The sequence below is a fragment of the Aeromonas sp. Prich7-2 genome, assembly GCF_017939255.1.
In the GTDB taxonomy this organism is placed as follows: Bacteria; Pseudomonadota; Gammaproteobacteria; order Enterobacterales; family Aeromonadaceae; genus Aeromonas; species Aeromonas caviae.
In genome coordinates this window covers 36,610-57,666 of record NZ_JAGKRI010000030.1, presented here as the reverse complement: position 1 = coordinate 57,666, position 21,057 = coordinate 36,610, and the positions used below count along the sequence as shown (strand labels likewise).

General features: G+C 59.1%; 20 protein-coding genes. 6 read left to right on the top strand and 14 right to left on the bottom strand.

All coding sequences use genetic code 11. The annotated features are described in order from the left end of the window. Positions 1-31 precede the first annotated feature (31 nt). The 8 genes from rseP to rpsB form a co-directional block, all read right to left on the bottom strand. Positions 32-1,384, bottom strand: a complete 1,353-nt coding sequence (gene rseP / locus J9892_RS06790) for a sigma E protease regulator RseP (RefSeq protein ID WP_210538113.1) — start codon at positions 1,382-1,384, stop codon at positions 32-34. 76 nt (positions 1,385-1,460) lie between these two features. Beyond that, the gene (gene ispC, locus J9892_RS06785) at positions 1,461-2,657 is read right to left on the bottom strand and encodes a 1-deoxy-D-xylulose-5-phosphate reductoisomerase (RefSeq protein WP_113977718.1); all 1,197 of its coding nucleotides are present in this window, start codon (positions 2,655-2,657) and stop codon (positions 1,461-1,463) included. A gap of 67 nt (positions 2,658-2,724) precedes the next feature. Continuing rightward, positions 2,725-3,582: a phosphatidate cytidylyltransferase gene (locus J9892_RS06780; RefSeq protein WP_039039428.1), complete on the bottom strand. Its 858-nt coding sequence runs from the start codon at positions 3,580-3,582 to the stop codon at positions 2,725-2,727. A gap of 27 nt (positions 3,583-3,609) precedes the next feature. Continuing rightward, on the bottom strand, positions 3,610-4,386 hold the full coding sequence (gene uppS, locus J9892_RS06775; protein WP_039039427.1) for a polyprenyl diphosphate synthase: 777 nt from the start codon (positions 4,384-4,386) through the stop codon (positions 3,610-3,612). A gap of 72 nt (positions 4,387-4,458) precedes the next feature. Next, a complete protein-coding gene (gene frr, locus J9892_RS06770) occupies positions 4,459-5,016 on the bottom strand; it encodes a ribosome recycling factor (protein ID WP_010673406.1) in 558 nt (185 codons plus the stop codon). A gap of 95 nt (positions 5,017-5,111) precedes the next feature. Then, a complete protein-coding gene (gene pyrH, locus J9892_RS06765; RefSeq protein WP_010673405.1) occupies positions 5,112-5,846 on the bottom strand; it encodes a UMP kinase in 735 nt (244 codons plus the stop codon). Positions 5,847-5,917: 71 nt separating this feature from the next. After that, positions 5,918-6,799 (bottom strand): translation elongation factor Ts, encoded by an 882-nt coding sequence (gene tsf / locus J9892_RS06760; RefSeq protein ID WP_010673404.1) that lies wholly within the window; start codon positions 6,797-6,799, stop codon positions 5,918-5,920. 104 nt (positions 6,800-6,903) lie between these two features. After that, positions 6,904-7,632 (bottom strand): 30S ribosomal protein S2, encoded by a 729-nt coding sequence (gene rpsB, locus J9892_RS06755; RefSeq protein ID WP_010673403.1) that lies wholly within the window; start codon positions 7,630-7,632, stop codon positions 6,904-6,906. A gap of 358 nt (positions 7,633-7,990) precedes the next feature. On the opposite strand from rpsB, the gene map reads away from it, so the two are divergent. From map to J9892_RS06735, 4 genes are all read left to right on the top strand, one after another. Beyond that, the gene (map, locus tag J9892_RS06750) at positions 7,991-8,779 is read left to right on the top strand and encodes a type I methionyl aminopeptidase (protein ID WP_010673402.1); all 789 of its coding nucleotides are present in this window, start codon (positions 7,991-7,993) and stop codon (positions 8,777-8,779) included. 64 nt (positions 8,780-8,843) lie between these two features. Continuing rightward, positions 8,844-11,486: a bifunctional uridylyltransferase/uridylyl-removing protein GlnD gene (glnD, locus tag J9892_RS06745; protein ID WP_042015535.1), complete on the top strand. Its 2,643-nt coding sequence runs from the start codon at positions 8,844-8,846 to the stop codon at positions 11,484-11,486. A 178-nt stretch (positions 11,487-11,664) separates the two neighbouring features. Further along, positions 11,665-12,492, top strand: coding sequence for a 2,3,4,5-tetrahydropyridine-2,6-dicarboxylate N-succinyltransferase (dapD, locus tag J9892_RS06740; RefSeq protein ID WP_010673400.1), 828 nt, complete (start codon positions 11,665-11,667; stop codon positions 12,490-12,492). Positions 12,493-12,766: 274 nt separating this feature from the next. Beyond that, positions 12,767-13,150 carry a DUF3461 family protein gene (locus J9892_RS06735; RefSeq protein WP_039039426.1) on the top strand — a complete coding sequence of 128 codons (384 nt, stop codon included), beginning with the start codon at positions 12,767-12,769 and terminating at the stop codon, positions 13,148-13,150. 163 nt (positions 13,151-13,313) lie between these two features. On the opposite strand, the gene ptsG is transcribed toward J9892_RS06735, so the two are convergent. From ptsG to J9892_RS06720, 3 genes are all read right to left on the bottom strand, one after another. Then, on the bottom strand, positions 13,314-14,747 hold the full coding sequence (ptsG, locus tag J9892_RS06730) for a PTS glucose transporter subunit IIBC (protein ID WP_010673398.1): 1,434 nt from the start codon (positions 14,745-14,747) through the stop codon (positions 13,314-13,316). Positions 14,748-15,179: 432 nt separating this feature from the next. After that, positions 15,180-16,049: a MalM family protein gene (locus tag J9892_RS06725; RefSeq protein ID WP_246876633.1), complete on the bottom strand. Its 870-nt coding sequence runs from the start codon at positions 16,047-16,049 to the stop codon at positions 15,180-15,182. 182 nt (positions 16,050-16,231) lie between these two features. Then, positions 16,232-17,506, bottom strand: a complete 1,275-nt coding sequence (locus tag J9892_RS06720) for a maltoporin (protein ID WP_210538112.1) — start codon at positions 17,504-17,506, stop codon at positions 16,232-16,234. A 315-nt stretch (positions 17,507-17,821) separates the two neighbouring features. Here J9892_RS06720 and J9892_RS06715 point away from each other — a divergent pair, with 315 nt between their 5' ends. Continuing rightward, positions 17,822-17,962: a hypothetical protein gene (locus J9892_RS06715; protein ID WP_155488369.1), complete on the top strand. Its 141-nt coding sequence runs from the start codon at positions 17,822-17,824 to the stop codon at positions 17,960-17,962. Positions 17,963-18,033: 71 nt separating this feature from the next. Here the strand turns inward: J9892_RS06715 and J9892_RS06710 are convergent, their stop codons facing one another. The 3 genes from J9892_RS06710 to J9892_RS06700 form a co-directional block, all read right to left on the bottom strand. Then, a complete protein-coding gene (locus J9892_RS06710) occupies positions 18,034-18,474 on the bottom strand; it encodes a flavodoxin (RefSeq protein ID WP_043152293.1) in 441 nt (146 codons plus the stop codon). A 184-nt stretch (positions 18,475-18,658) separates the two neighbouring features. Further along, positions 18,659-19,438, bottom strand: coding sequence for a tRNA pseudouridine(65) synthase TruC (truC, locus tag J9892_RS06705; protein ID WP_010673393.1), 780 nt, complete (start codon positions 19,436-19,438; stop codon positions 18,659-18,661). Continuing rightward, complete coding sequence (locus J9892_RS06700) at positions 19,435-19,770, bottom strand: YqcC family protein (RefSeq protein ID WP_010673392.1); 336 nt, start codon at positions 19,768-19,770, stop codon at positions 19,435-19,437. Before J9892_RS06700 ends, truC begins: the two co-directional genes overlap by 4 nt. Positions 19,771-19,967: 197 nt before the next feature. On the opposite strand from J9892_RS06700, the gene J9892_RS06695 reads away from it, so the two are divergent. Beyond that, the gene (locus J9892_RS06695; protein ID WP_049636270.1) at positions 19,968-20,996 is read left to right on the top strand and encodes a DUF3549 family protein; all 1,029 of its coding nucleotides are present in this window, start codon (positions 19,968-19,970) and stop codon (positions 20,994-20,996) included. Positions 20,997-21,057: the final 61 nt, after the last annotated feature.

The following is a 21,057-nucleotide window of genomic DNA, read 5'->3' as shown; positions in this document are numbered from 1 at the left end:
GTTCTTATGTGTCCTTGTTGATGCTCTGGCCTCAGAGGCGAGCGAAATCATTAAACAGCGCAATGCCCATCAGTAACATCAGAATGGCGGCGCCTATCCTGAACCCAACTTCCTGAATTTTTTCCGATACCGGCTTGCCGGTGACCGCCTCGATGAGGAAATAGACCAGATGGCCACCATCGAGCACCGGCAGGGGGAACAGGTTGATGATCCCCAGGTTGACGCTGATGAGCGCCAGGAATCCGAGGAAATAGACCAACCCGTAATCGGCGCTGCTGCCGGCCCCCTTGGCGATGGAGATGGGGCCGCTCAGGTTGTCCAAAGAGACGATGCCACCGATCAGCTTGCCTATCATGTCGAAGGTCAGGGTGATCAGGCTCCAGGTCTTCTGGACCCCATGCCACAGGGCTTGCAAAGGCCCATACTGTAACAGAGTTCGATACTCATCCGGTAATGGAACCAGTTGCGGTGACAAGCCCACAAAACCGACCAGCTGGCCCTTCACTTTCTTCCCGTCCGGGGTCAGGGTCAGGGTCATCTCGCTGCCCCCGCGCTCCACCGTCACCTGCAGCGGCTGCGCCGGTGACTGCTGGACACGCTCGACAAACTGGGTCCATTCGGTGATGGCATCTCCATCGACCCCCTTGATGCGATCCCCTATCTGAAGGCCGGCCTTCTCGCTGGCGCTCGATGGCACCACGGCCTCCACCACGGGCAGCACCTTGCCACCGAGGGGCACTATCCCGAGGCTCCCGATGGGGGACTCTTTGTCCGGATCGAATTTCCAACCTGCCAGCTGCAGGGTCTTGTCCACTGCATAGCTGGTGTTGGCCGCCTTGAGCTTGAGCTGGACCGAGTCATCGCCAAGGTGGCTGATGAGGGCGTAGGTGACGCTCTCCCAGTCACCGGTCTCCTCGCCGCCGACGCCGACGATCTCCATGCCTGGCAGGATGCCGGCCTCTGCCACGATGGAGGCGGGACGCACCTCGCCCACCACGGGTTTGACGCTCGGCACCCCTATCATGAACATCAGCCAGAAGGCGAACAGGGCGAACACGAAGTTCGCCATGGGGCCGGCCGCGACGATGGCCATCCGGGCCCAGACGCTCTTGTGGTTGAAGGCCTGCGCCTCCTCCCCCGGCTTGAGTTCGTCGACCCGGCCATCCAGCATCTTGACGTAACCGCCAAGGGGGATCAGGGCCAGCACGTATTCGGTGCCATCCTTGCCAAGGCGACGCCAGATGGCCTTGCCAAAGCCGATGGAGAAGCGCTCCACCTTGACGCCGCAACGACGAGCCACCCAGAAGTGGCCAAATTCATGCACCGCCACCAGCAGCCCGAGGGCCACGATGAAGGCGCCGATATTCCACAGAACCCCGCCCATCAGCCGCGTACCTCGCGGTCATGTCCAGTCCTGCGCTCGAGAGCATGGAGAGGGGCTGGCTGCCACCACAGTCCGTTCATACGGCAAGCTCCTTTATCAGTTGCTGGGCACGGGCTCGGGCCGTACCGTCCAGGGCGATGAGATCCGCCAGAGAGCCGGCAGCACTGCTGCCCAGCTCGGCCATGACGGATTCGTTGACTCTGGCAATATCCATAAATCCGATCCGCTCTGCAAGAAAAGCCGCGACGGCCTCCTCGTTGGCGGCATTGAGGGAGGTGGTCGCCCCCTGCCCCTGCTGGCACGCGCTCATGGCCAGCGCCAGACAGGGATAGCGCTCATAGTCGGGCCGGATAAAGCTGAACTCTCCGACACTGAAGAAATCCAAAGGTTCCACACCGGACTCGATCCGTTCCGGATAGGCCAGAGCGTGGGCAATGGGGGTGCACATGTCCGGGTTGCCGAGCTGGGCCAGCACGGAGCCATCCTTGTACTGCACCATGGAGTGAATGACGGACTGGGGGTGGATCACCACCTGGATCTGCTCGGGGGCCGCATTGAACAGCCAGCGCGCCTCGATGTACTCCAGCCCCTTGTTCATCATGGTGGCGGAGTCCACCGAGATCTTGGCCCCCATGGACCAGTTGGGATGGGCAATGGCTTGCGCCGGGGTGACATGGTGCAATTCACCCACATCGGCATAGCGGAAAGGTCCGCCGGAGCCGGTCAGCAGGATCTTGCTGATCCCCGCCCCGGCCAGATCGCAGAAACCGGGCTGGCGCTGCACGTCGACCGGCAGGCACTGGAAGATGGCGTTGTGTTCGCTGTCGATGGGCAGCAGCTCGGCGCCGTGCTCTCGCACCGCCTCCATGAAGAAGGCTCCGGACATCACCAGCGCCTCCTTGTTGGCCAGCAGAATGCGCTTGCCGGCGCGCACGGCAGCCATGGTGGGTGCCAGACCCGCCGCACCGACAATGGCCGCCATCACGCTGTGGGCCTCGGGGTGAGCAGCCACGTCGCACAGGGCTGCCTGACCGGACAACACCCAGGTGGTGCTGCCGTGAGCCTTGAGCCGACCCGCCAGATCGCTGGCGGCGCCTTCGTCCACCATGACAGCGAACCGGGGGGAGAATTCGAGACAGTCGCGCAGCATGGCATCCACGCTGCGGGCAGCGGTCAGCGCCAGCACCTGCCAGCGCCCGGGGTTGTGGCGCAGTACCTTGAGGGTGCTCTGACCGATGGAGCCTGACGCTCCCAGGATCACCAGGTTTTGCATCAAGACTCCTGATTGGGTAACAGACTGATGGAGCGGGACGCTCCCGGGATCATCAGTGCGCGAAACATCAAAACTCCGGACCGAGCAACAGGTAGCTGAGCAGGAAGACGGGCAGCGCCGCCGTCAGGCTGTCGATGCGATCGAGAATGCCCCCATGGCCCGGCAACAGGGTGCCGGAATCCTTGATGCCGGCTTCCCGCTTGAACATGCTCTCGGCCAGATCGCCAAGCACGGAGGCCAGCACCGCCAGCAGGGAACAGAGCAGCACGGTGCCCATCTTGGCAGGCACGAAGCCCATGAACCAGGTCACGCCGATGGCCAGCAGGCTGGCGGTAAAGAGGCCGCCCAGCATGCCTTCGATGGTTTTACCCGGGCTCACGGCCGGCGCCAGCTTGTGTTTGCCGAACGCCTTGCCGAAAAAATACGCGCCAGAATCTGCCGCCCAGACCAGCCCCATCACGAACAGCAGGATCCAGGCCCCCATCATGGGGTCGTGGTAGAAGTTGTAGCCGCGAATGGCCACCAGGGACCAGAAGAAGGGAACCAGGGTCACCAGACCGAACAGGGATTTGAGCCAGATGGATTCACGCCACAGCCTGGCGCTTTGCGGGTAGCGCAGCACCAGCAGCAGCCCCAGCAGCCACCAGCTGACGGCGGTCCAGAGCACGCCCATCACCAGCGGATGCAGTTGGGGGATCCAGAGTTGCTCCACGGGCACCCAGAAGAGGCTGGCCCCCAGCAGCAGACAGAACACCAGCGGCAACCACTGTTGCGGCTGGGCAGTGACGAAGGCACTCCACTCACGGCTGGCCAGCAGAAAGACCAGGGCGGCGAGCAGGGCAAAGAATTTCAACGGCAGAAAAAACAGCGCCCCCAACACCAGGGGAACTAACAGTAATGCGGTAATAATTCGTTGTTTTAGCAAAAGAAACCTCTCTCTTGGGAGCGGGGTTTAGCCGGTCTGTTGCGCGGCGATCAATTCCCGGATCTGTTCACCCGTACACCCGAAGCGACGCTCGCGAGCAACGAAGGAGGCAACTGCCCCACTGAACTCGGCCTCGTCAAAATCGGGCCACAGGACCGGGGTAAAATAGAGTTCGGCATAGGCGAGCTGCCACAGGACAAAGTTGCTGATGCGATGATCCCCGCCGGTGCGGATCAACAGATCCACGGGGGGCAGATCAGCCATGCAGACATGACGACCCAATGCCGCCTCATCGACCGCCTCGGCATCCAGTTCACCCGCCGCCACGGCCCGTGCCAGGGTCCGGGCCGCCTGGGCGATGTCCCACTGACCGCCATAGTTGGCGGCGATATTGAGGGTCAATCCCTGATTGTTGGCGGTCAGGGCCTCGGCCTTGGCAATCTTGGCCTGCAGCCGCTCGCTGAAGCGGGCAGTGTCGCCAATCACCCGAAGGCGAATGCCGTTGCTGTGCAACTTGCTCACCTCGCGACCCAGCACCGTCATGAACAACTCCATCAGGGCGTTGACTTCCCCTTCCGGACGGCGCCAGTTCTCGCTGGAAAACGCAAACAGGGTCAGCGCCTCCATCTTGGCACGAGCGGCAAAGGCCACGGCCTCACGCACGGATTTCACGCCCGCCTTGTGCCCGGAAACCCGCATCTTGCCGCGGTTCTGGGCCCAGCGACCATTGCCATCCATGATGATGGCGACGTGACGGGGCAAGGACGAGCTGGCGCTATCGCCTAGCGCTGCCAAAAGCGACATTCATTTCTCCCACAAAGACAAAAGCGCCGTGCAGGGGCACTACACGGCGCTCGTAATATACCTGTCGGAGGCTTAGATTTCCATTAGCTCCTTTTCCTTCACAACCAGGGCGTCATCCACCAGCTTGATGAAGGTATCGGTCAGCTTCTGGATCTCTTCCTGGGCGCGACGGTCGTCGTCTTCGGAGATCTCTTTCTCTTTCAGCAGGGCTTTCAGATCGGCGTTGGCATCGCGACGGATGTTGCGAATGGCAACCCGGGCACCTTCGGCTTCGGCACGGACGATCTTGGTCAGATCACGGCGACGCTCTTCGGTCAGCGGCGGCAGCGGCACGCGCAGAGTCTGGCCGTTGCTGGACGGGTTCAGGCCCAGATCGGAGGTCAGGATGGCTTTTTCCACCGCCTGGATCATGGAGCGATCGAAGATGGAGATGGAGAGAGTACGGGCATCTTCTGCCACCACGTTGGCCAACTGCTTCAGAGGAGTGGCAGCACCGTAATACTCCACCTGGATGCCGTCGAGCAGGCTCGGGTGAGCACGGCCGGTACGGATCTTGGACATCTGGGTCTTCAGCGACTCTACGCTTTTGCCCATGCGGTCCTTGGCGTCGTTTTTAATCTCGTTGATCACAGTGGTTTTCCTTTTGGCGAACGAGCCGACGGGCGGCTCGTATCTATCTTGTTGACTGGCGTAATGGACAAGCGAGCCTGGGGCTCACACTTGCCTTACTTGCTGGCCTGGTGGATCAGGGTACCTTCCGGCTCACCCATGATCACGCGGCGCAGCGCGCCCGGTTTGTTCATGTTGAACACCCGGATCGGCAGATCGTGGTCGCGGGCCAGGGTAAAAGCAGCAAGATCCATCACTTTGAGTTCTTTTTCAAGAACTTCATCATAACTCAGTTCCTGATAGAGCACGGCATCCGGGTTCTTGACCGGGTCATCGGTGAACACGCCATCGACCTTGGTGGCTTTCAGCACGACGTCGGCTTCGATCTCGATACCGCGCAGGCAGGCTGCCGAGTCGGTGGTAAAGAAGGGGTTGCCGGTACCGGCAGAGAAGATCACCACCTTGCCGGCGCGCAGCTGGCTGATGGCTTCGGCCCAGCTGTAGGAGTCGCAGACCCCTTGCAGGGAGATGGCCGACATCAGGCGGGCATTCACATAAGCACGATGCAGGGCATCACGCATGGCCAAGCCGTTCATGACGGTCGCCAGCATGCCCATGTGGTCACCCACCACGCGATTCATGCCTGCCTTGGCAAGGCCGGCACCACGGAACAGGTTGCCGCCACCGATGACCAGACCGACCTGAACACCCAGCTCAACCAGCTCTTTGATCTCTTGGGCCATCCGTTCCAGCACCGCCGGATCAATGCCGAAACCCTCGGATCCTTGCAGGGCTTCACCACTCAACTTCAGAAGAACACGTCTGTATGCAGGCTTGGGATTGGTACTCATGTCACTGATTCCTGGTCATATAAAGACCGCGACATAAGTCGCGGTCTGGGGAAACGGAAAAACCGGTTCGATTAGGCCTTCTGAGCGGCCGCGATCTGGGCTGCTACTTCAGCAGCGAAGTCGGTCTCTTGCTTCTCGATGCCTTCGCCCACTTCGAAACGGGTGAAGGAAACAACGTCAGCGCCTTCTTTCTTCAGCAGCTCGGCAACGGTCATGGAAGGATCTTTCACGAACGGTTGACCAGTCAGGGAAACCTCACCGGTGAACTTCTTCATGCGGCCTTCAACCATCTTCTCGGCGATCTCTTTCGGCTTGCCGGAGTTGATGGCGATGTCGATCTGGATTTCGCGCTCTTTGGCAACGACTTCGGCAGACACGTCTTCCGGTTTGACGAATTGCGGGCTGTTGGCAGCAACGTGCATGGCCAGATCTTTGGCCAGCTCGTCGGTACCGCCAACCAGCTTGGTGATAACACCGATGCGGGAGCCGTGAACGTAGGTGCCCAGGTTGTCACCTTCAACCAGCATCACGCGACGCAGGTTCATGTTCTCACCGATCTTGGCGATCAGGTTGGTGATGGTCAGCTCGACGGACTCGCCGTTGCCGAAGTCGGCGGCTTTCAGCGCATCAACGTCAGCGATTTTCTGGGTAGCAGCGATCTCGACGATCTTCTGACCCATGGCCAGGAAACCGGCATCCTTGGAAACGAAGTCAGTCTCGCAGTTCAGCTCGATCATGACGGCAACGTTGCCTTCGGTACGGGCGAAGATCACACCTTCAGCGGCGATACGGCCAGCTTTCTTGGCGGCCTTGGCCTGACCGGATTTACGCATGTTCTCGATAGCCAGCTCGATATCACCGTTGGCTTCTTCCAGCGCTTTTTTGCAATCCATCATGCCAGCGGCGGTGCGCTCGCGCAGTTCTTTTACCAGGGCGGCAGAAATGTTTGCCATGTCCAGTATCCTCGGTCTTGAATTGACAAGAAACAGGGGCCACAAGGGCCCCTGCTAACCAATTACATCAGCTTGGTTAATAAGGGCTTTTCAGTCCTTATCAATTACTCAGCTTCAACGAAGCCATCTTGTTCGGCTTGAACAACGATGTCCTGCTCGCGGGCTTCCAGAACGGTGTCAGCAGCAGCGTTCAGGTACAGCTGTACGGCACGGATAGCGTCGTCGTTACCCGGGATGACATAGTCAACGCCGTCCGGGTTGGAGTTGGTATCAACGATGGAAACTACCGGGATACCCAGGTTGTTGGCTTCTTTGATAGCGATGTGCTCGTGGTCGGCATCGACAACGAACAGAACGTCAGGCAGGCCGCCCATGTTCTTGATACCACCCAGGCTCTTCTCCAGCTTTTCCATTTCGCGAGTACGCATCAGCGCCTCTTTCTTGGTCAGCTTGTCGAAGGTACCGTCTTCGCTCTGGGTTTCCAGATCTTTCAGGCGCTTGATGGACTGACGAACGGTTTTCCAGTTGGTCAGCATGCCGCCCAGCCAGCGGTGGTTAACATAGAACTGGTCGCAACGCTCAGCGGCTTCTTTGACGGCTTCAGACGCGGCACGCTTGGTACCTACGAACAGTACCTTGCCTTTCTTGGCAGCTACGGAGCTGATGAAGTTCATGGCATCGTCAAACATCGGAACGGTTTTTTCCAGGTTGATGATGTGAACTTTGCTGCGGGCGCCGAAGATGTAGGACTTCATTTTCGGGTTCCAGTAACGAGTCTGGTGACCGAAGTGAACGCCGGCTTGCAGCATGTCGCGCATAGAAACTTTAGCCATTTTATACCTCTGTATTGGGGTTAGGCCTCCACACATCCCATATAACCGACCCGTTAAGGCACCCCGGCATATGTGTCGATGTGTGTGTGTTGTTGAGTAAGGGTGATGGCATGAGGACACGAGTTCCCCATTCCGGCGCGCTTTATACCATAACTTTGGTCATGACACCACCAGCCCGGGTGCTAAAAATGGATCCCGGACCATGGTGCGACCGCCTGATGACGTTGCGATGACGATCACACTGGAAGTAAACGGGGGTTGGGGATAAAATTTCGCCCTGATTGCAAACGCATCTATTTTTCATTACCTGGTTGTTGGGCATCGGCAGGATGCGCAATCAGGCCCCAAGAGAGATCCCATGTCCATTAAAATCAAGACACCGGAAGAGATTGAGAAAATGCGTGTCGCCGGCCAGCTGGCCGCCGACGTGCTGGTCATGATCGCCCCCCACGTCAAGGCGGGCGTCACCACAGACGAACTGAATACCCTCTGCCACGACTACATCGTCGACGTGCAACAGGCCATCCCCGCGCCGCTCAATTACCACGGCTTCCCCAAGTCCATCTGTACTTCAGTGAACGATGTCATCTGCCATGGCATCCCGAACCACAAGAAACTGCGGGAAGGGGACATCATCAATCTGGATATCACCGTCATCAAGGATGGTTATCACGGCGATACCTCCGCCATGTTCATCGTGGGCCAGACCACCCCCCTGCGTCGCCAGCTCTGCAAGGTGGCCCAGGATAGCCTCTATGCCGCCATCAAGCGGGTGCGCCCGGGCATGTGCATCACCGAGATCGGCGCCGTCATCCAGCCCATCGTCGAGCAGGCAGGCTTCTCCGTGGTACGCGACTACTGCGGCCATGGCATCGGTGCCGAGTTCCACGAAGAGCCGCAGATCCTCCACTACCGCAACGGCGGCAAGCTGGAGCTGAAAGCGGGCATGTGCTTCACCATCGAGCCCATGGTCAACAGCAAGAAGTACCACTGCAAGGTCAATCCGAAGGATGGCTGGACCGTGACCACCAAGGACGGCGGCGACTCCGCCCAGTGGGAGCACACCCTGCTGGTGACCGAGGATGGCTGCGAGGTCCTGACCCTGCGCCCCGACGACACTATCGAGCGTTTTATCCGCCACGTTTGACATTCAACCCCGGCCGCGCGCCGGGGTTGCTCTTTACCCGGCCCGACCGAGAGTGTGACATGCCATGGATGCCAGCCTGCTTTCTCCCCATCTGCTCCCAGACGATCAGCTCACCCGTGACAACTGCAAGGAGTACCTGAGCCGCTTTCTCGCCTGGCTGCACGAACGCTTCGACGCCGGTGACAACATCATCGAACTGGTGGCCACCCGCTCCGAATACATGGACGCGCTGCTGACCAGGCTCTGGCACAAGTTCGGCTTCGACAGGACCGAGCTCACCCTGATCGCGGTAGGCGGCTATGGCCGCGGCGAACTCCATCCCCACTCCGACATCGACCTGCTGATCCTCTACGAAGGAGATGAACTGGACGAGGTGCTGGGGCTGCGCATCGGCGAGTTCATCACCCTCTTGTGGGATCTCAAGCTGGAAGTGGGGCAGTCGGTACGCAACGTGGCCGAGTGCATCGAGCAGGGCCGCAACGACATCACGGTTGCCACCAACCTCATCGAGGCCCGTTACATCACGGGTCGCCTGGCGGGATTCGAGCAGTTGCAGGCGGCCACCCAGCCCCAGCACTTCTGGCCGAGCGAAGCCTTCTTTCGTGCCAAACGCGAAGAGCAGGCCCTGCGCCACCAGCAGTTTCTCGGCACCGCCTACAAGCTGGAGCCGGATCTCAAGAACAATCCCGGGGGCCTTCGCGACATCCAGACCCTGGCCTGGGTCGCCCGCCGCCACTTCGGCGCCACCACCCTGTTCGAGATGACCAGCCACGGTTTTCTCAACCGGGCCGAGTACCGGGAGCTGCTCGACTGTCAGAACTTCCTGTGGAAGGTGCGCTTCGCCCTGCACATGGCCATCAACAAGGGGGACAACCGCCTCTTGTTCGACCGCCAGCGCACCGTGGCCCAGATGCTGGGGTTCGAGGGGGAAGGAAACGGCCCGGTCGAGCAGATGATGAAGCGCTTCTACCAGACGGTGCGACGGGTGGCCGAACTCAACGAGATGCTGCTGCAACTCTTTGACGAGGCCATTCTTGGCAACACCGCCATGGACGTGCGCCGCATCAGCGACGAATTCCAGCTGCGCGGCCGCCTCATCGATGCGGTGGACTCCGAGCTGTTCGGCCGGGATCCTGCCGCCATCCTGCGACTCTTCTACCAGATAGCCCAGCACCCGGAGATCGCCGGCATCCACTCCGCCACCTTGCGCCAGTTGCGCGAGGCCAGACGCACCCTCAACTGCTGGCTGCAAGATCTACCCGAGTGCCGCCGTCTCTTCATGGCGCTCCTGCGCCACCCCAACGGCATCGGCCAGCCGCTCACCCTGATGCACAAGTACGGGATCCTCGCGGCCTACCTGCCCCAGTGGAACCTCATTGTCGGCCAGATGCAGTTCGACATGTTCCACGCCTACACGGTGGACGAGCACACCCATCGGCTGCTGCAGAACATCCATCGCTTCCCGAATCCGGCCAGCCGCCAGACTCACCCGCTCTGCCACGAGGTGTTCACCCAGTTGCGCAAGCCCGAGCTGCTCAGCATCGCCGCCCTCTTCCACGACATCGCCAAGGGCAGGCGCGGCGATCACTCCGAACTCGGGGCCGTGGATGCGCTGGAGTTCTGCCAGTTGCACGGGCTGGATCGCTACGAGAGCCGACTGGTCGCCTGGCTGGTGCGCCACCATCTGCTGATGTCGGTCACCGCCCAGCGCCGCGACATCTACGACCCGGATGTGGTCACCGACTTCGCCCAGAAGGTGCGGGATGAATTGCACCTCGACCTGCTCTATTGCCTGACCGTGGCCGACATCTGTGCCACCAACGACAGTCTGTGGAACGACTGGAAGGGCACCCTGCTGCGCGAACTCTACTTCGCCACCCAGAAGGCCCTGCGCCAGGGGTTGGAAAACCCGCCGGACATGCGCCTCAAGATCCGTGAAAACCAGCGCCAGGCCAGGCAGATCCTGACTCAGCGCGAGGTGCCACAGGAGGCGGTCACCGCCCTCTGGAACGACTTCAAGGCCGATTACTTCCTGCGCCACAGCCCGGAGCAGATCGCCTGGCACTGCCGCAAGATCATCGCCCACGGTGACAACCCGGCCCCCCTGGTGCTCATCGGCAAGCACCCCATACGGGGCGGTAGCGAGGTGTTCATCTATTGTCGCGATACTCCCAACCTCTTTGCCACCGTGGCCTCGGCGCTGGATCAGAAGAACCTCAGCATCCACGACGCCCAGATCATGAATTCGCGCAACGACTACGTGCTCGACACCTTCATCGTGCTGGAGCCAAACGGAGAGCCCATCAGCCCCAACCGTACCGCCACCATCAAGAAGGCGCTGGAGAAAGCCCTTCAGGAGCCGGGCAAGCTGGTGCTGCGCAGCAAGCCCCTGTCCAGACGCCACCGCCAGTTCAGCGTGCCGACCAGGGTGGTCTTCCTGCCCCACAAGGGGGAAAACCGCCACACCCTGCTGGAGCTGACGGCCCTGGACACTCCGGGCCTATTGGCCCGTATCGGTGCCGTGTTCCAGCAGTGCGGCCTCTCCCTCCATGCCGCCAAGATCACCACCATCGGTGAGCGGGTGGAGGACTTCTTCAGCCTCACCACCCTGGCCGGAGAGCCGCTGAACCCGGAGGAGCAACAGGCCCTCGAGGAGAGGCTGGTCAATCAGCTCAACCCCCAGGAACCGGTTGGCGAGAGTGCCTGACACGCTCGGATGAAGCCTCGAAAGAGGCTTTTTGACGTATTGATTCCTCAATCAGAACAAATGGTTGGACCACTCAAGTACAATAAATCGCCCTGATTCTGAAGAAATCGGCGAGAGCCCTTAAAAACGATTGGAAAAGTGTGATACAACAAACAGAATTTTATAAAGGAAACCTGTCATGACCCAGTTGCAACAGACCATCGAAGCGGCCTTCGAGCGCCGTGACTCCATCACCCCCGGCTCCGTCGATGCCGCCACCAAGGCCGCCATTCTGGAAGCCATCGACCTGCTGGACTCCGGCAAAGCCCGGGTTGCCGAGAAGATTGCCGGCGAGTGGGTCGTCCACCAGTGGCTGAAGAAGGCCGTGCTGCTCTCCTTCCGCATCAACGACAACGGCATCATCAAGGGCGACGATGCCCAGTACTACGACAAGGTTCCCCTGAAGTTCTCCAACTACACCGAAGAGCAGTTCAAGGCTGCCGGTGTTCGCGTCGTGCCGCCCGCGACCGCGCGCAAAGGCTCCTTCATCGCCCCGAACACCGTGCTGATGCCCTCCTACGTCAACATCGGCGCCTTCGTCGATGAAGGCACCATGGTCGACACCTGGGCCACCGTGGGCTCCTGCGCCCAGATCGGCAAGAACGTGCATCTCTCCGGCGGCGTCGGCATCGGCGGCGTACTGGAGCCACTGCAGGCCAACCCGACCATCATCGAAGACAACTGCTTCATCGGTGCCCGTTCCGAAGTGGTGGAAGGGGTGATCGTCGAGGAAGGCTCCGTCATCTCCATGGGGGTCTTCATCGGCCAGTCCACCCGCATCTATGACCGCGAAACCGGCGAAATCCACTACGGCCGCGTCCCGGCCGGCTCCGTGGTCGTTTCCGGCTCCCTGCCCTCCAAGTGCGGCAAGTACAGCCTCTACGCCGCCGTCATCGTCAAGAAGGTGGATGCCAAGACCCGCGCCAAGGTCGGCATCAACGCCCTGCTGCGCTCCATCGACGAGTAATCCACGTCGATGTCATCAAGGGCACCTCTGGTGCCCTTTTTCATGCCCGCTCTCATGGGTGGGCGCCAACTCCCCTGCCCCACCAGCACTGCACACCCCCATGAGACGATACCGCTTATGGCAGTGCTGGCAAGGCGTTCACCCCTCCCCTTGGCTCGTTGATTAAAAAAGACCTTTTTGACACCAATTTGAATTTGGCGCGCCTGTCACAGGCAAGGCGTCCGGACTCGGGTAAGATAGAGGGGTCAGGATCGTTTCAAACCAAGGAAGCCCGATGTACGAGAATCTCAAGAGCCTGGGGATCCAGGAACCCACCTCGGTGGACAGCTACACCCTGCGCCAGGAAGCCAACCACGACATCCTCAAGATCTATTTCAAGAAGCAGAAGGGTGAATTCTTCGCCAAGAGCGTCAAATTCAAATACCCCCGCCAGCGCAAGACCATGCTGGTCGACTCGGGGACCCATGAGTACAAAGATGTCACCGAGATCAACGCCAACCTCAAATACGTGGTGGATGAGCTGGACAATCTGACCCAGGGCGGCCAGCCTTCCGCCGATCCGGACATCAAGCAGAAAATACTGCGCGACTTGCGTCATCTGGAAAAAGTGGTGCAGAACAAGATCAGCGAGATAGAACGGGATCTCGAAAAGCTTTAAGCCGGTCTGATGCAGCAAAGGCGCCCAGGGGCGCCTTTTTCATTGGGTCACACCATGCTGGCGCCGCCAGGAAAGCCCCCGCACATGTCCCGCCACCAAACGCAACCCAGCAAAAAGGGAGGCTTGCGCCTCCCTTTTCGGAACTCGGATATTGGAGCGACAATCAGTTGCTCTTCATCCAGATGTCCATTTCAGTTTTCAGGTTGTCGGACTTGGTGCCGAAGATGGCTTGTACACCGGAACCCGCCACCACCACACCGGCGGCACCCAGCTTCTTCAGACCAGCCTGGTCAACCTTGGCCACATCCTTCACACCGACACGCAGACGGGTGATGCAGGCGTCCAGAGAGGCGATGTTCTCTTTGCCACCGAAGGCGGAGACCAGTGCAGCAGACATCTCGTCCTTGCTTTGACCGGCAGAGGACTCTTGGGCAGCTTCGTCTTCACGACCCGGGGTTTTCAGGTTCATGGCACGGATGACCACGGTGAAGACCACGTAGTAGATGACCGCGTAGACCAGACCCAGACCCACCAGCAGCAGCATGTTGTCGGCACGCGGGGATTGCACCACGAAATCGATGAAGCCGTTGGAGAAGGTGTGACCGTGAACGACACCCAGCATGTTGGTCAGCACGTAGGCCAGACCGGCCAGCAGGGCGTGGATGGCGTACAGAACCGGGGCCACGAACAGGAAGGAGAATTCGATAGGCTCGGTGATACCGGTCAGGAAGGAGGTCAGGGCAGCAGAAGCCATGATACCTACGATCTTGGCGCGGTTTTCCGGCTTGGCGGAGTGCGCAATGGCAAACGCGGCGGCAGGCAGACCGAACATCTTGAACAGGTAGCCACCCGCCAGCTGACCGAAGCCGTTGCCGGCAGCACGGGAAGCGTCATCAGCAGTCAGGAAGCAGGTCATGATGCCGTGTACGGTTTCACCGGCGGCGTTGACGCAGGTACCAGCCTGATAGAAGAACGGCACGTTCCAGATGTGGTGCAGACCGAACGGGATCAGGGAGCGCTCAACCACGCCGTAGATACCGAAGGCCAGGACCGGGTTCTGGTTGGCAGCCCAGTCGGAGAAGGCACCGATGGCACCACCAATCGGCGGCCAGATGAAGGAGAGCACGACACCCAGACCGATGGAAACAAAACCGGTGATGATGGGCACGGCGCGCTTGCCAGCGAAGAAGCCGAGGTACTCTGGCAGCTGGATCTTGTAGAAGCGGTTGAACGCCCAGGCAGCCACGCCACCGGCGAGGATACCACCCAGCACACCGGTATCGATCTTCTCGACACCCATCACAGGCGCCATCACAGTCAGGGTGGCGGTCATGATGCCGTAGCCGACGATGGCGGACAGGCCGGAAACACCGTCGTTATTGGTGAAGCCAAGGGCGACGCCCACGGCGAACAGCAGAGCCATCTGGCCGAATACGGAACCACCGGCCTGCTCCATCAGTTGGGAGACGATTTCCGGCAACCAGCTGAAGTGGGCAGCACCCACCCCCAGCAGAATACCTGCAACGGGCAAGACCGATACGGGCAGCATCAGCGCCTTACCGACCTTTTGCAGATTAGAGAAAGCATTTTTTAACATGTGTGCGCTCCTGAATGGAATGTCTTACCGTAGACGCTTCAGTCCAATTTATAGACGATCATCAACATCATCTCTCATCGGCATGAATTCGACGCGGGTTTGTTTATTTTGACCAGCTGAATATAACCCAGCAGATCGCAAATATCTTCCATCAGGGGTAAGCGAATAAAAAATTTGGAGGGGAGATCACAAGATAATTTCGGCGGGAATTTTCAGATAATTACAGATATATTTCGGCATCTTCATGCTAAGCCATAAATATGAAAAGTGCTGTTTCGCATTGTATTTTAGCCAATCAAATTAATACCCAACGAAACGCATTGTAACTTAATGTAACTATTTGCTGTTTTTTCTATTTTAGTCTACCGATTAAAAAGGCCTCCAACAAGGGAGGCCTCAAATAAATATTATCTTTTAAAGACTGGGCAATATTCAGCCCTTTTGGGAGCGCTTCACCGCATCAATAAAGACCGATTTCGCCTTGGTCGAACCGGCCCGCTCCGCTTCGCTGACCAGTTGCATCGCCTTGTCGATATCACCGGCTTTCACCGCTTTTTCGATCTGGGATTGATAGAAGGCCTCGGTTTCGCTCAGCATGGGGGCACTGCTCTTGACTGCGCCGGCGGTCGCCAGGGGCACGACAAGCTTGTTTGGTGCCGTGTTGACTACCGGGGTGTTGGCATCAATCACATCCTGATAGACAGGCTTGTAATAGTTGCTCTCGGTTTTGACACCACTCAAGTCCTCCACAGAGAGGCTGACCACGCCCCAGGGGGAGTGCGGAATGACGGGGTCTTTTTCACCATAATCAACCACCCCCAGCGACTTGGTCATCAGCTTGGAAGGGCTAAGGATGGTGGTTGTTTTGTCCAGACCGCTCTGGTCTGTGTAGATCACCATGTAACTTTCGTTATTGGGGTTACCAACATAGGAGCGATCCACGGTAAACACGGCTTCCATGCGATCCCCTTGCAGCATGCGTGCAGGCTCGTACTTGAACACGTCGCTGCCCAACTTGCGGGTCACATTGAATTTGGAATCCAGCATCAAGACGGTCGGGTTGAACAGCGATTTGTCGATCAAGCCATCAACCGTGATGCGCAGGTCACCGGAGTTGACCGGCAACCGGAAGGCGGCAAAGTGGCTTTTCCCTTCGCTGAAAGCGTAAACGGGGGAGCTGCCATCAATGGGGATAAGCTTAGTTGCGCCCGGTTGTATGTCCTGGAACGGCAGACTGGAGACATCGTGACAGCAGCTGCCAACCGTAGCCAATTGGCTCATCGCAACGTCGCGATTTCCCATGATGGACTTGAACTCCTGAGTCGGCGCTACCGTCGTTTCCAACGTGGCGCACCCACCCAGCACAACAGAACAGAATACAGTCAAGGCTAATCTGGAATATCTCATCGCGTGACCCTAAGAAACGTGTTGTAAAAAAAGAGCCCCCGTCATGCGGGGGCACTTGCAGTCATGACGTCAACAGATTACCACCAAGCTTCAGCTTGAACACCGAAGTTCCAGGAGTCGTCCTGCTTCACGCCATTGGCATCTGGGCGGAACTGGCCGTCAGAATCCAGGTAGGAAGCATATACGCGGATTTCCGGGCGGGCCCAGAAGCTGGAGCCAGCGGACCAGGCCTGAGCCAGGGTGTATTTCTTACCGATGGTGCTGGTTTCGGTGCCATTGTTCGGCTTGTTGCTGTCATGGTGATAGCCAAGCTCGGCGATGGTCTTCATGGTGTCATTCCACTTGTACATCGGGCGAACGACAACGGAGAAGGTGTCTTTGTCAGCGCTGTCATTGTCGATATCACTGGCAGTACCGTAAACCAGCTGATGACCGAACTCGACCTTATCGCCAACGGGCAGCACGCCCCAGTTGATGAAGCGCCAGCCATCGCCCTTGGCGGCAGATTGGCTCAGGCCGCTGCCAGAACCGCTACCGTAGTCAACAGCCTGAGCGGCATAACCGTCGGCGAAATACTGAACCACGGTCTTGTTGAAGCCACCCAGCATGGATTGGGTCAGCTCGGCGGTCAGCATGTGGCCGTTTTTCTCGTAATCTTTGCTGCCCAGAGCCGCTTTCTGCTCATCGGTCAGGTTACCGCGGGCGTAGTCATATCCCAGCTCCAGGGAGCCGTCTTTCCACAGCGGGATACCGGCATAACGCAGGTCCAGTACGTCGGTATCAACACGCTTGTCGACACCAACACCACCTACAAACTGATCGTAATCATCCCACGGGTCGTTACGCAGCCATGCAAAAGAGAGCTTGCCCGGACCAGCCTGGATATTTTCTACACCAGCACCGGCACCAGACACATCCCAGTAGTAGAAGTCGGAGATGTGGATGTCGTGACGTTGATAGTAACGCTTACCGGCCCACAGAGTGGCTTCCGGCGCGAAGCCCAGCACACCTTTGGCCTGGACGTTGAATTGGCGCAGGGCAAAGTCGGCATCACTACCGCTAGTGCTTTCCCAGTCGCGACCTTGCTGACCAGAAACCATTGCAAACATGGAGTCTACGTAGAAAGACTTGCCGTCCTTGTTGTAAGCCTCTTGACCTAGCTGGACTTCGCCGTAGGTCTCGGCTTCATTGCCCAGACGACCGACTTTCGCCTTGGAATAGGTTTGCAGGCTGCCGTTATCGGAAGTACCGACACCGGAACGCATGTAGCCGTGGAAATCAACGGCGAAGGCGGCTTGGGAAGCCAGGGCTGCGGTTACTGCTGCAGCGATCGGGAGCCACTTTGCTTTCATTTTCATTTTCCTTATTCCCGCTGAGAGGAGTGTGATCCTGATATTCAAGTTCTTATCACCGGAAAAACGTTTTGGTGATAACCGAGGTCGATTATAGGTACCCAAATTCCCTGCAAACATGAGCTGATTCACAAAACGATGACAAATCGCACGCCACCGACAGCCACAGCCACAAAATGTCAATGAATTTTCATTTTTTGGCACCAACCACCCAAGATAAGCACAAAAAAGAAAAACAATAACTAAAGAAAGCGCTTTCAAATATTAATTTGCAACGAGAGTTAAGTGATAAATCCATGTCGCAGTAGCAAAAACATGACTGAAATCGCTTTCAATGCGGAACTTTTAATTTTTCAATTTGTCGTGGTTGATGATGAATATGGCCAATCGCTTATCATCATTGGCGAGAAAAATAACCGGACGAAAGAGAGGATATATTTGGGGGCTGAGGCGTGACGCCCCAAAAATAAAACACCCCCGACAGCACACTCACGGAGGTGAATTTATTCTCGGGGAGAAGGGTCTGGCTACAGTCTATTTTCCCAGGTTTTCAACCAGGCCAGCGCCGCCACTTCAGGCTCATCTTCTACCGTCGCATCGATTTCCAGGTGCACAACCAGTGGCTCGGCAGCCAGCTCCTGCAACAGGGCATCCAGCGATCGCCCCGCTCCGCAGAAGTGTTCATAGCTGCTGTCTCCCATGGCGATGAGGGCATAGCGCCATCCCTTCATATAAGGAGCACGATCGGCCAGAGCACTGGCAAAGGACTGCAAATTGGGCGGTATATCCCCCTGCCCCGTGGTGGCGGTCACGATGAGCAGAACGCGGGAGGCATCGATGTCGGTCAGCGCCGCGTCATCGAAGATCTGGCAGACATGGCCATCGGCTTGCAGGTGGTCACAGAGGGTCTCGGCCACCAGCATGGCAGAGCCGTAGACGGTGCCGACCAGGATGTCGATCTCGGCCATCAGCGACTCCTCAGGGACAGACATTGGGCCCGGCAAGACCGGGATGGGTAGGAAGAGCCCCCCTGAACAGGCGGGGGGTACGCGATTGCGCAGGCGATATCTCGTTGAGCCATAAGTCATTCCTCTGACGTACCTGGGCTACAGCATGCCACAGCCCGGTCAGAGGCAACAGATGGAAAGAGGCTCAGGCGCCGTAGTCTTGCTCGCTGGCAGGCCAGCCCAGACGGGCGAACAGACCCAGCACCTCGGGGCCCAGGGGCGCCTGGATCCGCATCGGCACCTTGAGCACCGGATGCTCGAAGCTCAGACGGTGCGCGATCAGCAGCAGGCGGTCGCACCCGTAGTGCTCGCGAAAGAAGCGGTTGTGTCGGCCATCCCCGTGGGTGGTATCACCGACGATGGGGTGGAACAGGTGATCCAGATGGCGGCGCAGCTGGTGCTTGCGCCCCGTCTTGGGAAAGAGGCGGACCAGGCTGTAGCGACTGGTGGGATGCTTCTTGGAGACGGCGAAGGGCAGCTCGACCTGATGCAGACGACGAAACGCGGTCACCGCCTCCTGGGCGGGGCGATCCGGGTCGCTGAAGGCATCGGCAATCTTGTCCAGCTGCTCCTTGAGCGGATAGTCGATGAGCCCCTCTTCGGGGGCCCATCCCCGCACCAGTGCCAGGTACTCCTTGTGGACCTGACGGGCAGCAAAGGCCTCGGTCAGGGTACGGGCCACGGCAGGATCGAGAGCAAACAGCAGCACACCCGAAGTGGGCCTGTCCAGTCGGTGCACGGGGTAGACATGACGACCCCCGATCAGATCCCGGGTCATCTGCATGGCGAAACGGGTCTCGGCCTTGTCGAGCCAACTGCGGTGCACCAGGAGACCGGACGGTTTGTTCACCGCCACCAGCCAGTCATCCTGATAGAGCAGAGTCGGCTGCAAGGCATCCGCTGTCCGGGTCTGCTCGTCCATCATTGTTCGACCACTTTGCCGGAGAGCAGCAGATCGAAACGGGCGATCAGACGAAGCAGGGCCTCGACCTCCGCCAGCTCCTCTTTATAGACCTCACTCGCCATGGGATAGAGGGAGACGCTGGTCGGCAGCGGAGCCTGCAGCAGCACCAGCTGCTCCATGCGCGGGATCAGCACGAACTGCAGCCACTGATCGAAACTCAGGGTATCGACACAAAACGGCAGCTCGCTTGCCAGCGCCTCGCTCCCCGGATGGTCGGCTTGCCAGCGTTCCAGACGTTGCAACTCGGCAGTCAGCTCTCCCAGCAGACCGGCAACCAGCAGATATTGATTCATCTCGCTCACTTCCTCATCGCGGGCCCGGTCTGCGACGGGGCCCCACTCAATACGGCCATCAAAAAGGGGCGCTACTATACACCGACCCCGCAATGGCTGCCATGTTACCGTCACCTTCATCCCCTGCATCACCGCCTCTGGCTATCTGGTGCAGCCCCCTTATAATCGCCCGCATTATCTTCAAGCGGGATCTCTTCATGTCTTCCATCAACACCCTGACCGAGTTTCTGACCCAGGCCGATACCCAGTTCCAGCTGTTCGATCTGGGCCGCCAGGTGCGCCCGCTCCCCAGCGACCTCTTCGTGCGCATCGAGCAGCAGCAGGAGCCCTACCCCTGGCCGTTGCAGCAGCACGCCTGGCTCGGCGTGCACTTCTTCCAGCCGACCGAATCCAGGCACTACCTCTGGTTCCTCAAGTTCGCCCTTGATGAACGCGGCCTGCTCATCTCCAGCGGCCCCAAGCATTTCATGGATCAGGTGGTAGAGACTCTGGGCTACAAGCTCACCGGTGAACTGGACGAAGAGAAGGCCCAGCGTCTGGCGGACAACCCCTACACCTTCCGTCCGGCCGAGGCCAAGATGGCCAGTGTGCACGCCAAGCTGGCCCGCCAGCTGGAACAAGCCCCTTCCGCTTACTACGAGGCCCTCTGCCACTATCTGGCGGCGCCGGGGGAAGAGGGGTGGCAGGCCCTGGGACTGCAAGGGTTTGCAGATCTCGCGGAGCAGCTGCAGGTTGAACGCAACCTGGCACTGGTCTGCAAGGCCTTGCCCGTGCTGCCGCAGGCCCCCCTCTACGCCCTGTGCCAGAGCCTGGAGAACGCCCCCCTGCCTCCTGCCCTGCAAGGCGCATTGCTGGAGCGCATCGGCAAGGAGCAGGAGTGCGCCGAGCCTGACCCCGAAACCCTGGCCTATCTGTGCCGGGCACTGGCCTCCTGCCCGGGCAACGGACTGCGCACCAACAAGCTGCTGACCCTGCTGCAAACCCGGCCAAGCCCCTCCCTGCTCCTCGCCATCGCTGGCCGCCTCTGGCCCGATCTGAAACACCCCGAACTGCTCGGCCTGTTTCTGGAGCAGCTCGCCCTGCAACCCACCCAGTTCTTCAACCAGGTATTTGCCGAGCTCGTCACGCTACCGGCATTGCGCAATGATATGCTGGCAAAACTGCGTGACCCCGAACGCAGCGAGGCCCTGGGTCTGGCCATCGGTCGCCTGTTCGCTGCCACCTAGGCCCGACACAACGGCCCTGTTGCCTGAGGTGAACAGGGCACCACACACATCACAGAAGGAA